At 48.8% G+C, this 15617-nt stretch carries 9 protein-coding genes; 1 reads left to right on the top strand and 8 read right to left on the bottom strand.

The features are described from left to right. Positions 1-20 precede the first annotated feature (20 nt). From IPP66_17040 to IPP66_17025, 4 genes are all read right to left on the bottom strand, one after another. Positions 21-788: a GNAT family N-acetyltransferase gene (locus IPP66_17040; protein MBK9926979.1), complete on the bottom strand. Its 768-nt coding sequence runs from the start codon at positions 786-788 to the stop codon at positions 21-23. Positions 789-854: 66 nt separating this feature from the next. Next, a complete protein-coding gene (locus tag IPP66_17035; GenBank protein ID MBK9926978.1) occupies positions 855-1853 on the bottom strand; it encodes a GNAT family N-acetyltransferase in 999 nt (332 codons plus the stop codon). Between the two features lie 51 nt (positions 1854-1904). Beyond that, entirely contained in the window at positions 1905-3761 is a 1857-nt protein-coding gene (locus tag IPP66_17030) for an ABC transporter ATP-binding protein (GenBank protein ID MBK9926977.1), read from the bottom strand. A gap of 43 nt (positions 3762-3804) precedes the next feature. Next, complete coding sequence (locus tag IPP66_17025; GenBank protein MBK9926976.1) at positions 3805-5658, bottom strand: ABC transporter ATP-binding protein; 1854 nt, start codon at positions 5656-5658, stop codon at positions 3805-3807. A gap of 321 nt (positions 5659-5979) precedes the next feature. On the opposite strand from IPP66_17025, the gene IPP66_17020 reads away from it, so the two are divergent. After that, positions 5980-6837, top strand: a complete 858-nt coding sequence (locus tag IPP66_17020) for an aminotransferase class IV (GenBank protein ID MBK9926975.1) — start codon at positions 5980-5982, stop codon at positions 6835-6837. Between the two features lie 3 nt (positions 6838-6840). On the opposite strand, the gene IPP66_17015 is transcribed toward IPP66_17020, so the two are convergent. The 4 genes from IPP66_17015 to IPP66_17000 all read right to left on the bottom strand — a co-directional run bounded on the left by IPP66_17015 (position 6841) and on the right by IPP66_17000 (position 15606). Further along, positions 6841-8643 (bottom strand): serine/threonine protein kinase, encoded by a 1803-nt coding sequence (locus tag IPP66_17015; GenBank protein ID MBK9926974.1) that lies wholly within the window; start codon positions 8641-8643, stop codon positions 6841-6843. Between the two features lie 22 nt (positions 8644-8665). Continuing rightward, the gene (locus IPP66_17010; GenBank protein MBK9926973.1) at positions 8666-11050 is read right to left on the bottom strand and encodes a hypothetical protein; all 2385 of its coding nucleotides are present in this window, start codon (positions 11048-11050) and stop codon (positions 8666-8668) included. 289 nt (positions 11051-11339) lie between these two features. Beyond that, positions 11340-12365, bottom strand: coding sequence for a tyrosine-type recombinase/integrase (locus IPP66_17005; GenBank protein ID MBK9926972.1), 1026 nt, complete (start codon positions 12363-12365; stop codon positions 11340-11342). Between the two features lie 253 nt (positions 12366-12618). Beyond that, positions 12619-15606, bottom strand: coding sequence for a tetratricopeptide repeat protein (locus IPP66_17000; protein MBK9926971.1), 2988 nt, complete (start codon positions 15604-15606; stop codon positions 12619-12621). Positions 15607-15617: the final 11 nt, after the last annotated feature.

The raw sequence follows: 15617 nt of genomic DNA, 5'->3' as shown, positions 1-15617 counted from the left end.
CTACTGGGTTACTTGCGGAATTAATTCCCACTCCATTCGTAATCCCACACCGTGGTCAGGTGCTGGAAACCATGTTTTACAACAATAGGTCTACTCATGGGGCCAGTTTCTACAATGGCAAAGGGATATCCTCGCTCGCGGATTTCTTGAACGCGTGTGTTCAGCAGGTTCGTATATAAACCTCGACTCCGATATTCGGCCAGTGTCGTGCCGCCGAACAGAGTCGCAAAGCGTCCGCGGGGGAAATAGGTCCATGCGATCGAAACAGGCTTCTCGTCCACGTATGCCGCGTAAACACTCAAATAGCCGGGGACTTGTAAATGTAATCCCAGCCTGCCATAGACCCAGGCATTGTGCCCGCCGTAGACATTATCCAGAACATCAACAACATCCTTTAGACCATCGCGGTCCGTAATACGGCGTATGTTCGCATCCACAGGGTGGGTTGCCGCTGACGCTTGATTTACATCGAGGATCATAACTGCGGCAGGGTCATCATCACCCGTAAATCCGCTGGCCGTAAGTTTTTCCGTCAAACCTGCAATGCGATCGTGATCGTAGACCTTCCACGTAAACGGCTGGTTCATCGGAGAAAGATAGTCCACTTCTCTGTCAATGACATTTGCCAGCTTTGTCTCTGTTGCGAACGTGAAGGACACAAAGTTCATGCCAGGTGATGGGCGGATAAACCGCACCACGTCACATGTAATTTCCCTGCGCGCTTCGGGGTACATGATGCGCATTCGCAGGTCTTTGTCATACATCAGTAATAAACTGTTCTTGTTCATGATATTCACTTTCCATGCAGAAGGAATATCACATAACCTTCTGCATTCAAAACGCCGAAATCTTTTTCATTCTGACTTCGCCCACGCGATCATTGGGCTAACCTTTTTGGCAACCCGGTAGGCCACATCCTTGAAACCAAAGCGTGGCCAAAAACGAGATGCTAACAGGTTGGGGCTGATCCAGTTGGTGTAACAAATTTCAAATCCATCTTTACGCGTTTGTTCCAATCCATGCCAAGTTAATGTGGTGCTGATACCACGGCCGCGTGCTTGTGGTTTTGTGGCGGCAACACTCAAATAGGATGTACGCGGTGAAGCAAGCATATCTGTATCTGCTTCGGCCTGGGCAGTAAAGCCGACTGTTCCAAGTGCTTCCTCGTTTTCGAGTGCCAGCCAAACTGTCCATTCTTTCTCGTCAGCAAGCTCAGACCAACCCTCGTGCAACTCACCCCATTCCTCGGGAACAGTCGGATGCCAGTAGGGAGCCTTCGCCAATGCACGGAAGATCACATCCGAGAGACTCCCAAGATGGGCATTGTCTCCCGTTCCTGCTTTTCGGATGGAAATACCTGTCGCTTCTTTTATCTCAGGGGTGACTGCTTTGCCCAGATTGAGCAAGGCATCCACTCGTTCCTTGCCAAACCCAAGATCGAACAAAGCATCAAGAACATTTTTATCCGCAACAGAGATATATAGATAGTGATTGAAGTGTCCCGTTTTCACCCAGTCATCGCCAAGCATGGCGTATAAGTCTTGCATGATTGCTGGGTTTTCATTTTCAGCAAGTGCATACCCGGGTAAATAAACATATCCACTTCGGCCCCAAGGCAGGGTTGTCGTCTCGCCGATAAGGTATGCGATCATCTTCCCGTCGCGAAACGCCGCGTATCCGTTCTTGAGTTTCTTTTGCCATAACGTATCAACGGCCTTCGCCGCAACCTGCGGGTCTTCAAATCGGGCGGGTAACAATGGCAGGCTTTTGCGATTACGTGCGTGCCGATCTGCCAAAAGTTTTCCCGCCTCGGGAATTATTTGTTCTGTAAATGGTAAGTATTCAGTTTTCATCTTGCCTCATGGAACTCGGAGGTCTTTACGACCTCCGAGTTTTTTATTAGGTTAATCTGCGGCCAGCGCTTCGGGTTCTTCTTCCTTTACCTTTACGCCCACGGCCTCGTCAAATCCATATTGTGCTTCCAGCTCATGGCGGAACTGTTGCGTGTACAGGTGATAGTAATGTCCGCCCAGTTTCAGCAACTCGGCGTGCGTGCCTTGTTCCGCGATTTTCCCGTTTTCGATCACGATGATGCGGTTGGCGCGGCGTATCGTTGACAGACGATGCGCAATGACAAATGATGTACGACCTTCCATCAAGGCTTCCATGCCACGCTGAATTAACGCCTCGGTCAATGTATCAACCGATGACGTGGCCTCGTCCATGATGAACAGTTCGGGGCGGGCCAGCACTGCTCGCGCGAGACTGATCAACTGCTTCTGTCCAACCGAGAGCAAGTTACCGCCTTCACCCACGTTCTGGTCATATCCCTTTTCGAGCATCACAATGAAATCATGCGCGCCCGCGATCTTTGCGGCTTCGATCACTTCGTCATCGTTCGCGGCGAGCCGCCCATAGCGGATGTTGTCGCGGACACTGCCAGAGAAGAGATGAGGCGTCTGTAACACGATCCCGATCCGGCTGTGGATGGAGGCGAGGGTGTAGTCCATGTAGTCGTGCCCGTTGATGCGGATCGTCCCTTCGCGCGGTTCATAAAATCGGCACAAGAGATTCACGATCGTGGATTTACCTCCGCCCGTTGGGCCAACCAATGCGATCATCTCGCCGGGCTTGACCTTCAGCGTGAAATCCTGCAGGACGGGCTTGCGATCTTCGTAATAGAAATCCACATGATCGAATTCGATCTCACCCATCAGTGTTTTCGCCTCGATGGCATCGGGTCTATCATGGACATCGGGCGGGGTATCTGCCAATTTGAATATTCTCTCCGCTGACGCAATGGAGTGTTGCATTTCGGCATACACGCGCGCCAAGTCTTGAATGGGCCACATCATGAATGTGAGGTATGAGACAAAAGCTTGGATACCACCGATGGTCATCAGACCAATCTGGATCTGCCTGCCTCCATAACCCACGATCACACCCAACGCTACTGCGGCAATGATCTGCACGGTGGGGAGGAAGAGCGCCGAGAGCCAGGCCGCACGATAGGATGCGTTGTACATCTTCGTCGTCAACTGCTGGAACTCTTTGGTGTTCTCATCCTCGCGCAGTAAGGCCTTGACCACGCGCACGCCCTGAAAGTTCTCGTTGAACGCACCGGTGATCTTTGAATTTGTTCGGCGCGATACACGATACTCGACCAATATCTTCTTGCGGAATTGCACTGCAATAAAAAGCATGATCGGGATGACCGTGAATACGATCAACGCCAGCCGCCAGTTGATGATGGCCATGAACGTGACCGATGTGATGATGTTCATGATCGCCCAGGTCGTATCCACTACGCCCCAGGTGAGCAGGTCTGCCACGCGGCCAGTATCTGATGTCACACGTGCGATCAAACGACCAACCGCATTCTGTGCATAATATGAAAGCGACAGGTCTTGCAGGTGATTGAACAGCATCTTGCGCAGATCATATTGCACGCGCTCTCCCAACACACCGGCTAGATAAATGAACGTGAACACAAATCCCGATTGCAGTAACTGGAATATGCCATAGATCACCGCAAGGTGCATCACGCGGTCTTTGTCGCCAAGGTTGATACCCGTATCGACGATCTGCTTATTCAAGAATGTGAAATAGGCATCCAGGCCAGATGTCAATGCGATGGTAATGAGAAAGCCCACCACCCACTTCCAGTGTGGTTTGAGCAAAGTCAATATGCGCCTGAAAACGGGCGCGGTTAATTGTGATGTGTGCTCTTCTTCTTCGAGTTCAATAAGTTCTTCAGACATTGTTTATTCTCCGTAGGGACGGGGAAACCCCGTCCCTACAAAATCAATTCACACTAGAAATTTCAAATTCCAGCTCTTCGTCGATCTTTGTCTGGATGTCGTAAATCTTGCGGTACATACCGCCTGCTTGGGAGAGCAACTCTTCGTGCGTTCCCGTTTGAACGACATCCCCTTTATCCAGCACCAGGATCAGGTCGGCGTCCATCACAGATTGGATGCGGTGTGCGATGATGAAGGTTGTACGATTTTCCATCAACCGATTCAGCGCGTCACGGATCTCTGCTTCGGTCTCTGTGTCCACAGATGACGTTGAGTCATCGAGGATCAAGATACGCGGATTCTTCAAGAGTGTTCGCGCAATGGTCACACGTTGCTTCTGCCCGCCGGAGAGCGTCACGCCTTTTTCACCGACCAATGTGTTGTAACCATCAGGGAAGGTCAATATCACATCATGGACGGCGGCCGCTTTTGCGGCGCGTTCCACTTCCTCTTGTGATACGTCTCGCCCAACGCCATAGGTGATGTTCTCACGGATCGTGCGGCTGAACAGGAATGGTTCCTGCTCCACAATGCCGATTTGCTTGCGTAAATATGCTCGCGAGTAATCCTTCAACTCCACGCCATCCAGCAGGACGCGACCACCAGTGTATTCATGGAATCTAGGCAACAGATTCACCAGCGATGTTTTTCCTGAGCCCGTTGACCCAAGTAATGCAATAGCTTGTCCGGGCTTGATGTGGAAGGAGATGTTCTTGAGTGCATCCTTTTCGCCGTTCGAGTACATGAACGAGACATTTTCAAACTCAATATCGCCTTTCACTGGACCTGTCGGTTGGTGCGTCCCATCGTGGAGCGGTTCACGCGCCTGCTTGACGACTTCCATCAAGCGGCCGTACGACACCATCCCTGTTGAGGCAGAGACAATGATGCGTCCCAGGTTGCGGATGGGCCAGATCAGCCACACAACGAGACCTACATATGCAATGTACATGCCGATCGTGATCTCTTTGTTGATCGCCATATTCGCGGCAAACACAAAACCAAAGAGCATCTGAAAGCCCAATACAATATCTGAGAGCGGCCAGAACATTGAGTGCATGAGGAGCAAGATCTTGCCTTTCAGGTATTTGCCCCAGTTATCTTTTTCAAACTTGTTCTTCTCGTAGTCCTGTCGCGCAAAGGCTTTGACCACGCGTACACCGGTCAGGTTTTCTTGCAGGGTGGTGGAGAGGATCGCCTCTTGGGCTTGATATTCTTCGTAAGCCTTGGTCACCTTCTTGAAAAACCACAGCGACACCCATAACATGAACGGGATCACAATCACCGAGATCAAACCCAGTTTCACGTTTAGGTTCAAGATCGCGATGAAGTTGATCACGAACAGCAAGATGATACGTCCCATGCCAATGCCTTGCTCGCTGAAAAAGCGACGTAGGGCATCCACGTCTGATGTGACGCGTTCGATCAAGTCGCCAGTGGGGGTGGTGGCATGGTAGGAGAAGCTCAACCGTTGGATGTGGTCGAAGAGAAAATCTCTCAGACGCCTCGTAACTCCCTCGGCTGTGTAGGCAGCCAAACGTCCGGAAAGAAACGAGAATCCACCTTCGAAAAGCGCGAGACCTACAAATCCAGCACCGATCCAAATGAAGGTTTGCGTCATGCTGTTTCCAATATATTTGCCTTCCGTCAGCACATCATCGGCAAAGTAGCGCAGAAGCAGATAGGTGAAGGTCTTTGCCAGTGCAGAGACGGCTAAAGCGGCCGTCGCGCCGATGTATGGCATACGGTAGTCCACCATCATCTTCCAAAGGCCCTTCAAGCGGTTCTCTTCAAGGGCTTTACGGAAGTCGAAGGTAATGGCAGGTTCATACGTTGGTTGAATTGTAGTCATGTGCATTCTCCGAAAAATTAAACAAAAAGGCTGTGGCGGGTGCGCCACAGCCTGTGAAGACAGTGAAGGTGATTGACCTAGCGGTCAATAGGCGCACTACGAATAGGTAATAACCCAGCATCAACGGGTGAGATGAAGAGTTTGGTGAAGATAAACATGCTCATGCAGTGCGCTCCTTTCAGTAGATTTTGCTATGCAGACTTACTTTGCACAACGAATTCGAGTTTACCCCTCACAGCCGAAATGTGTCAAGGATTTTTCTCAAATCACTTCGCTTATCCATAGGATTGCTTCGCTTATAATAAAAAAATGATACACACATGGAAAATGATGTCAGACAAAGTCGAAGAAGTCTATTTCTCCGATCAATCTTCATTGGATGTCATTACACGTCAACTCCCTGATGGGTATTATTCGACGTTCCGCACTTACGGTGGATGCACTCGCGTTTTGGGACTCAAGGCACATTTACAACGCTTGCCCAACTTGGACGCTTCCCTCTTACGCCGAAACCTGATTCAGTTACTCGAGCCTTATCGTCCTGACGAAGCCCGCGTGAGGGTGATGATGACCTTCGATGGACAAGTCCATATCTCCATTGAACCACTTAAGTTGTTGTCGCGCGAAGTGTACGAAAAAGGCGTCCGTGTGGAGACAACAGCCACTCAACGCAAGGACCCGCGTATAAAATCCACTTCATTCATTGCTCGAAGCGAAGAAGACCGAAAGCACATTGCAAAGATCGGGATCTTTGAAGCCTTGTTGGTAAAGAGTGGGAAAATTCTGGAAGGAATGACGAGTAATTTCTTTTATGTTCTTCGCGCTCCCGAAAATGCATCGGGACTTCGGAAGCATGCTTCGACTACGTCCGTCGCAAAAATCGCTCCTCGCTCCGCTCAGCATGGAATCGTTTATACCGCCCAACGTGACATTCTCCTTGGCGTCACACGCCGGACCGTGATCCGTGTGGCGCGGGGCAGAGGGCTTGAGGTGCGATACAGCCCATTGAAACTGAATCAACTATCGGATGTGAAAGAAGCGTTCATCACATCCAGTTCGCGTGGGATTGTGCCAGTTATCCAAATTGATGATGTGTTGGTAGGGCAGGGGATGCCTGGGGAAATTACGCAGATGTTGATCTCTGCCTACGAAGAAAATGTTTTGAAAGCGGCTGAGAAAATTTGATTGTTACGGAACGCGGAAATCACAAGTGCCTGCAGAAATTTCACAACGGGCAATTTCCTGATTCTCCCAAAGCACTCTAAATTCATGGCTGGTGTCGTTCTGCGTCCAGAAGATTTCATTGGCATCTGCCGCGGGTGATAATCTGCTCAGAACCCTGTTTGTGCACTCAGCGGGACTCAAATATGCAAGCGGAGATTTTTCCACTTCCAAGCTCACGCAACGATTCATTTGAATGGTTTTGACGTAGAAGGTTTCCCACGTCCAGCCTTCGAAACGATTCTGGAAGGTCTCGTCATTGTTAACGCGCTCGAACACAAAGCCTGAAAGGCTTCGCGATGCTTTACCTCGATCAAGGAGATAAAAACTATTCTCGCTGTAAAAGGCCGTCATCAGATATCCATTGGGATAGATCTGCGGTGTAGATGATGCCGACGGTGTCACTGGTATCGGTGTTATGGTCGTTGTGGAAGCGGGTGTCTCGGTTTGCGTGATCGTGGCAGACGGCTCAAGAGTAGGTTCGGTGGTGACTGTCGATGTGAGAGTTGCTGTGGGAGCAGTTGTGTTTGTGGCGGTCGGCTCTGGGGTAAAGGTATCAGTAACAGAAGGTTGTGCGACCACGGTCTGAACGACGATCGTATTGGTAGGCACGATGACCGGTGATGGTGATATCTTCGCAAGGAGCGAATTTAATGGGGCAAAAAGCTCAGGGCGAAATACCATTCCTAATGCCAAAGCGGCTAATAAAAGCCCAAGGAGAATGACCAACCCAAATCCTCGCCGTTTCTTGGGTTTGGGGCTCACCAAATCTTCGGCCATTCCACGCCGCATGGTTGTGGAATGTTTTTCGAGAGCGGTGATCACGTCACCACGTTTGGTGAAAGAGTTGAGCGAAAGGTTGCTCCGGTGAATAGTTGGCGCATTGACAGGGATGGGTGGGAGCGGCGGCGCATCGATCGGGGCAGGAGCGGCTTTTGTAGAGAGCGCTTTACGTAACGCGTCCATCAAACTTTTGCCGCTTTGGTAACGCTCTTTCGGATTTTTCTCAAGCGCCTTTAGTAGAACCTCTTCCACTTTTTCAGAAAGGTTTGGGTTAATACTGCGAGGCAACGGCGGCGCATCTGTAATGTGTTGAAGTGCAAGGCTGGCGGGGGATGGATCGTTGAACGGGGTTGAACCAGTCAACATTTCGAAGAGGATCACTCCCAATGAATAAAGATCGGATTGTGGAACCGCATCAGACGACCGACGAGCCTGTTCCGGCGAAATATAGTGTGGACTCCCGAAAACCTCTCCCTGCGTAACGGCCTTTAGGTCGAGAGCCAGCCCAAAGTCCCCAAGAACGACGCGCCCATCATTGGCGATCATCACATTGGCAGGCTTTACGTCACGATGGATGACTCCTTTTGCGTGGGCATAGTCCAATGCACTGGCAATACAATCACCGATGCGTAGAATATCGGCATTGGACATCAATTCCCCTTTTTCAACATAGACGGCCATGATGGCGGCAAGATCATAGCCTTCGATCAGTTCCATCACATAGTAGAAGAGACCAGTTTCATCGCCGGCGTAGTAAATGGGGATGATGTTGTCGTGACGCCAGTTGGCCATTACACGCGCTTCTTGAATAAAGCGATTGGCCTGCGCCATCTGAGAACGGTTGGCCACTTCAAAAACCTTGATCGCGACCTGGCGGTGCAATTTCGTGTCAATGCCTACGTACACATCGGCCATACCGCCGCGTGCAAGGAGACTCTTGATCTGAAAGTTTGCCAGTTTACGGCCGATCAGGGAATTGTTTTTCACGATGGATTCGATTTTCCTTTGTTCAGCTGTTCAGCAATCTGCGTGGTTGTGCAACTGCGATTCTCGTGATTTCATTGACGAACTGGTTCAAGCCTTGCACATATGTATCGAGATAATCCTGTGCGATCTGGTTCGCAAGATCTTTTCGCCCAATCTCATGAAGCACAGCCACATGCGGACGAAAATCTCGAAGGGTGATGTGCATCACACCCTTTGCATCAGTCATCACACCCCAAGCCATCTGTTTCTGCTCGTTATCATCCTTGGCGGTGATGAAGCGGGTGAGTGAACTGTTCTTTGCTACTGCACCAAGGTTTGAAAGGACTTCTGTTCCTTTCAAAATGTTGTTCAACTTCTCATAACGCGCTGGGACTTTATCCAGCAATTGCTTGAGAGGGAGGGGGAGATGAGCCAGTAATTTGATGGCTCCAACACTTGCACTCTCGCCCTTTACCGCGATTTCCTTGGCTTTTGCAAGTATTGTACCAAAACCGCCCAATGTAGCGAGGTATTGAATTTGTCGATCATAGAACCGCTCGTACAGTGCTGGGTTGCGTCCTTTTGTCGATTCGAATTCGGTTAATAAGCCCAGCATTTCGTTATGCAGTTTCAACAAGTCCAATTCAACCAGCGGCACTTCCATATTCATCGGATAGATACGGTCCCGTGGAATGCGTTTGCTGGCATCTACAGGGATGAGAATGGAAGGATTGATTTGGCCAAAGTCTTTTAGCACCTTACGGACTTGATCAGCGGCTTCGGAGTTTTGTTTCCCGAGAGCATCGATCTCTGTGCGCAAACTTGCACCTGGCTGATAGGTGAAGGCATGGATGGCACGATACAACACAAGAAGGTCATTGATGGTCAGTCCGGGGAAATCACTGCGCTGTTGGAAGTAATGACGGAAGTTGACACAGGCCTTGGTGTTGACCTTGGAATTCTCTGCGCCGGCTTCTGGAGAGATGCGTGCCGATTGCGCGATCTGTTGTTTGTCAGTAACGGTCATTGCCAGATTGAGTTCGGTGTAGATCGAAGGTCTCGTTTGTATGGCAGGGCCAAGCATATTCAGGTATACCGCCCATGAAAGCGCCTCATTTGTCATGATCTCTGCCAGTACTGCGCCCCAGCCTCCATCGAAAAAGATATGGGATTGGTCGAATACAAAACTTTTACCCGTATCAAAGATGGTCAATGCATGGTCGCCGACGCCGCGTTCACCCTGCCTGATCTCAGATAACAACATGGACGGGTCACAGCTATCGCTGTTGAGCAGGATCGGAGCGTAGCGCAACTTCTCAAGTTCAGTTTGAAGCGTGGGATTGAGCTTTTTGCGCAGGGACAATAAGCTTGCCCGTTTTATGCGAGCGACGTCGGCCAGATTGGCAGTCTCTTTTTGAGAGATGGATAACATCATGGAAATTTGTGCGCGCACAGTGAGTACATCTGCAGGGTGAGATGTGCCTGGCTCGCAAACTGGCAGGAGGAAGTAATTTCCATTGTGAATGATGCCAATGTTGGCTTCTTCCAATGAAATCGGGACGCGCGTCTCGCCAAAGGGATTCGGGTCGAGGTAGGCGAGGATGGACATCTGCCTTTGATATGCCGGTAACGACTCGGCCGCAAACTTCATGTCCCGTTCCCAGTTCAGGCGTGCAGGGCGGGAAAGGGTATCGGTGATGCTTTTCAGGTATTGCTCAAATTTGAGGCGGCGATAGCCGGGGTAATCATAATTGGCGCCCTCTGCATCACGGACATATGGTTTCTTGGCATCCCAAATGCGATAGAGATGTGTATCACCTGTCGCTTCCTGCAATAACCAGAGAGCGGTCCGCTCGAACCATTCACTGGCTAGCAGGGAATGATACTGATGCAAGCCATTGATGGATGCCATTGCCCAGGCAGTCAAACGATCTACATCGCTCAGGCGAATATTATTTTTTTCAAGAAGGAGATCGAAGCCATTTGTTTCGTTGGCATGACGAGCCGTATCTTCGCGCAGGGCGTAATCTACATAGAATTGCCAAACACCCTCCGGGAACGCGGACTCGGGATCTTTGCCGGCAAGTTTCAATAAGTTTTGATATCCCCAGATGATCGCGGCGGGACCGACAAAAAGAGCGCCATACTTGGCTTTCTCTGCAAAGACAGATACTTCTTTGAAGAGAACATTGATATCCTGGCGTGCCTTTTGCGGTTGGACATTTTTCCCCGAGATGTTTGTGAGACCGCTTAAGATCATACCGGGTACATTCCCGGCAGGGATGACCTTTGCGACAAGATCAACGACAGCTTCCATTTGAGGCAGTGACAGCTTGGTCAACTTTTGCACAGCCAGAGACTTTGCCACCACCTGAAGGTTTTCGGCGGTTTCCTTGGTTGCGCGGTCGTAACGTAATCTTGAGTTCATGAGATAGGTTCCACTTGTTGTAAGGCGATGTTATTGATCCATGATGGTCATGTTGCAGACACACATGCAAATGAAGACGGATAGGGCGCTGGTGATGTTCCCTGTGATGCAGACGAAATCATTTGGAGTATTATAAAGTGACAGCGCAGGCGTCTTGGCATTTTGCAAAGAGAATGAAATTATAAGCGAGTCGCAGGGAAATACAGGGTGACGTTAGTGGGGGAGGGGAGGCAGGGTAGATCAAACTTTCTTGTTGTTAAAACAGCCCCAAGGTTGGAATGAGGCGGAGTTATTTATCCTTCGTTTTTCTCTCAAAGACCTCGTAGTAGGCTTTATCCAATTCATCGTCGGTCAGGTGGGTATATCGTTTCGTTGTCTCGATATTTTCATGGCGGGCCAATGCTTGTGCGTATCTCAGATTGCCAGTCCCGCGTAGGACCGAGGTGACGAAGTAATGCCGAAACGAATGCGGGGTGATCTTGCCAACCATCTCTTTGCCTAGAAATTGTTCAACACGTTCGCTGACGATATTGCGCCCGGTGGTGGGAGTAATGGGCTTGATCTTTTTGCCTGCACCTTTATCGTGACGGGCAAAGAGGGGCAGGGACGTTAATTGTTTTCCCGAATTGCCATCGAGTGCGGCGCGTTGTGATAGATATTCTTTGATGGCTTGCATCGAACGCGCCGTAAAACGGACAACAGCCTGTTTGTTGCCTTTACCGATGATGATCGCTCGCCCTTCGTTCCAGTCAACATCGCCGCGCCTGAGATTGCAAGCCTCGTGAACGCGGAAGCCTGTATCGGCCAAAGTGAGTAAAAAGGCCCGGTCTCGGTATGCGCGTAGTTTAGCGTTTTCGAGGTCGCCATCCTCGGTCACAGGGATGTTCAGGTTCACAACATTTTCCACTTGCGCTAAAAGCCGTTCAATATCCTCAGCAGGGAACTGGGGAAGGCGCACACCGGCAGGTCGTGAACGTTGTCGTATAAGCACGATCACACGTGACTGATTGATCTCTGCCAGGCGTTCTGAATCGATGTAGAGATAGAAACCTTTCACGGCCTGCAGGTACATGCGTTCTGTGGCAGATGAGTAGGTCTTCAGATAATCGGCCAGCGGTGAGATCAGATCCTCTGTGAGTTTTGCAATGGGGGTGGTATCAGGTTCCAGCCATCGTTCCACAAGCACACTGCGGAAGATCTGTAACGCATTTTTATACGCAAGCATTGTGTGCCTACTGCGAGAGAGCTTCACCATATCCAAATACTTGCTCATTGCATCAGAGATCGTCAGGGACTGCGGCTCAGGGGCTGTCATGGCCTTCATTATACGAATTTGACCGTTCTTGTCAATGCTTTTGATAATAATACTTATCGAAACCATAAGAGAGATTTTAGGACACCTGCCTAAAGCGAGGGCAAAGAACCTCCCCCATTGTGAAATGAAGAAGCTAGAATGATGAAAGATGAATGCAGGAAAAGTTGTAGGTTAGAAGGTTTGCACGTTGAACCCAATGCATCATTCCACGCTCACCATTCATCCATCCGAATCCCTCCCCTGCCCTACTCTTCTAACCACCCCATTCGCGCAATATTTCCCGCGCACGAGATGCCTCAGGTAATTCACGTTTCTCAAGAATTTCCAACGCCTGTTTCATAATATGAATGCCCTTTTCCTTGTTACCCGCCTCATAGTACGCACTCCCTAAGTCACCAAGGGCATAACCTTCTTCTGAAAAATCTTGCATCTTACGCAAAATTACCAATTGTTGTTCGTATTTTTCAATCGCCTGTTCAGGATTACCAACGCTCCGATATGCAAAACCAAGATAGCCTAATATTTTGCATTCATAATCAACATCATTTATTTCTCGAATAATCACCAAAGCTTGTTCATAATACTTTATAACCATGTGGTGATTACCACGAATTGAATACTCCCTGGCGATGTTGCCAAGAGCCTCAGCCTCTCCTTCGCGGTAATTTATCTGAGTTGCAATAGTATATTGTTTTTCCCATGAAACGATTGCGTTTTCAGAAATTCCCATTTCAGAATAAGTTTTAGCTATATTACCGAGTGCTTTTACTTGTCCCATTCCATTTTCGCTTTTTTGGTAAGCATCAAACTGTTGTCTAAAGCAAGCAACTCCTTCATCAGGATTGCCCAAAGCGACATTAACTCTTCCCAAAATGCCAAGCGCTTCAGCTTCACCGCTATAGTCCTGAAGTACGCGACCGATTGACAATGCGTCTTCCGCATGAATCTGGGCAGTATGTGGATCTCCCATTGCTAACGACGCCCAGCCAATTCCACTGGATGCACCACGTTCCATCCGACGGTCACCTAACTGGCTTGCAATTACCAATGCTTGTTTATAACAATCAAGGCCTTTTTGATATTCTTGAATGTGTGAGTATGCCTTTCCTAAATTGCCCAATGCATTACCTTGACCGCGAAGATCATTGATTTTGCGGAAAATCGCCAGCGATTCTTCATGGTAAGCAATTGCTTTTTCAACATGATTTAATTCAATATGTGCAATCCCTAAATTGCCAAGCGCGTGACCGATGCTTTGTGGATTTGCAAGCTTTCTTGTGATATTTAATGCTTGCTCACCTATTTCGATTGCCTTATAAAAATCCCCTGAATCTACATAGGCAACAGTTAAAGCCACAAACTCAGCCGCCTCTGCATCACGGTTCCCCAAGTGTCGAGCCGCAAGAGCACTAACTTCTGACCACTCAATTCTTTGCCTAGGCAATAAGCGTAAGCTTATACAGGGGCCACCATCATTCGTAAAATGCATAACTAGTTCTGTGACTAGTCGATTTCCACTCATGTTTTCAACTATCCATCTGTGAGCAGATTGAATTTGCTGAAATTCATTGTCGAACAACTGTAAACCTTCAAATATTCCATTGCCGCCGAGCGAATAAAGTCTGTTTGCTTCTCGCAAAATAGCGACAGCATAAAATGCATGCATAATATGAACGTTGTAAAATTCTTTCTCATTCATTTTTCCAAAAGCGAAATCTACAAACAAATCATGCATTTTGTATCGTCGTGAAAATTCATCATAATCAAGAATACTGTATCGCCTAAACAAACTAAGAGACTTAATTGCTCCAGTTTCATCCAAGCTACAAATAGTTTTGGCATCTTTTTGAGTAAATGTGGTCGGAAATATTCCCAATGCACGCCAGTGTTTTTGATTTTCTTCTGAGAGCTGGTTGTAACTCAACTCGAATGTGGCAAGCAAATCAGGCTCGGCTGTTAATTCTGCATCATCGTGGCTCTGCTTGAGCACTTGAAGTCGTTTTTTGCGGTCATTAAGTTCGGCCAAGTATTTTTCAATGAGCCAATCGCTGTTTACACTCAAAAAGCTTCCTGCAATACGCAATGCCAAAGGTAAATAAGAGCATGCTTTTGCAAGTTCTGCAGCCTTATCGCCGATTCGTGGGCATAGTTCGAATAAAAAATCTTCAGCTTCACCCTCCCCCATCAAATCAACACGACGGTTTTCCAAGCCTGGTACACTGAATGTCCAACGCGAAGTAACGAACATGGCACAAGTCTCTGACGAGCGCAGGGACGCGATCTGGTCCGCAGAACGGGCGTTGTCGAAGAATAGTAGAGCTTTCTTGCCATGCAAAACAGATTGATACGCGCCCTGCATATTTGTTTCATCCAGTCCGCGCAAGTCTGCGGTCGGCTCGAAGGAGAGAATAACGTGGCGGACAATATCCAAAGCACTCAAAGGTGTAGTTGTGCCTTTCAGGTCAAGGAAAATCTGCGCATCGGGAAAGTTGTCAGCTATTTTGTGCGCAACTTCAAGTCCTAGCACAGTTTTGCCGATCCCGCCCATGCCTGTCAGCCCGCTGATGGTGGCGCCTTTGTGTGATGTGAAATCGCTGGTGAGTTGCTCGATGAGTTCTTCGCGCCCTGTAAAGTCCGCGGGCGGTTGAGGGAGTTGGTGAAGGGAACGGAAGATAGTTTCCTTACTTCTTTTTTGCATTAACTCGGAAAGCAAGGAAAGAATTTCTTTTACGATCTCCAGAATATCTTCTGTTCGTCTGTCCGTGCGAAGAATGGCTAAGCGCGTGACGATATCCGCAAAGCCGTTGACATGCAAGAGTCTTACACGTAGACAATCAATATAAAGGGCGGCTGCTTCTTTGATTTGATCTGCAGAAAATTCACCCGACCAATATTTTGAAAGGTCATCGCTGATATGGCTTGCTAAAAATGTTTCATTGAAATGTAACGGTAGGCTCTGAAGAATGGCTTGAAACAAATCCCCGTTGTGGATTGGAAAACTTGCTACAACTTGAGTTAGATCGTCATTCCCAAATTTCTCTTTTGCCTGTTCACGAAAATCACTTTCCGCGCCTTCAGCGGCCTTAAGCAAGGCTTTCTGTGTCTCTTTGTCGGCAAGCCACGCCTTGAGATTGTCCCCTACAGGTTTGATAAGCGGTTTGAGAACTGCATCCGCTGGTTTCGGAATTAAGTTTGAAAGTACACTTGAAACATAATCAACAACCTTTTCCGCATTTGCCATTTATCACCTCT

It is taken from the genome of Candidatus Defluviilinea proxima (assembly GCA_016721115.1).
GTDB lineage: Bacteria > Chloroflexota > Anaerolineae > Anaerolineales > Villigracilaceae > Defluviilinea > Defluviilinea proxima.
The sequence above is the reverse complement of the archived record's forward strand: the minus strand, read 5'-3'. Positions and strand labels throughout refer to the sequence as shown.

What these genes read in the sequence shown, in the direction of transcription:
- IPP66_17020 (MBK9926975.1), top strand. Translation starts at nt 5,980, where the DNA reads ATGATGTCAGACAAAGTCGAAGAAGTCTATTTCTCCGATCAATCTTCA.
- IPP66_17000 (MBK9926971.1), bottom strand. Translation starts at nt 15,606, where the DNA reads ATGGCAAATGCGGAAAAGGTTGTTGATTATGTTTCAAGTGTACTTTCA.
- IPP66_17035 (MBK9926978.1), bottom strand. Translation starts at nt 1,853, where the DNA reads ATGAAAACTGAATACTTACCATTTACAGAACAAATAATTCCCGAGGCG.
- IPP66_17005 (MBK9926972.1), bottom strand. Translation starts at nt 12,365, where the DNA reads ATGACAGCCCCTGAGCCGCAGTCCCTGACGATCTCTGATGCAATGAGC.
- IPP66_17030 (MBK9926977.1), bottom strand. Translation starts at nt 3,761, where the DNA reads ATGTCTGAAGAACTTATTGAACTCGAAGAAGAAGAGCACACATCACAA.
- IPP66_17010 (MBK9926973.1), bottom strand. Translation starts at nt 11,050, where the DNA reads ATGAACTCAAGATTACGTTACGACCGCGCAACCAAGGAAACCGCCGAA.
- IPP66_17040 (MBK9926979.1), bottom strand. Translation starts at nt 788, where the DNA reads ATGAACAAGAACAGTTTATTACTGATGTATGACAAAGACCTGCGAATG.
- IPP66_17025 (MBK9926976.1), bottom strand. Translation starts at nt 5,658, where the DNA reads ATGCACATGACTACAATTCAACCAACGTATGAACCTGCCATTACCTTC.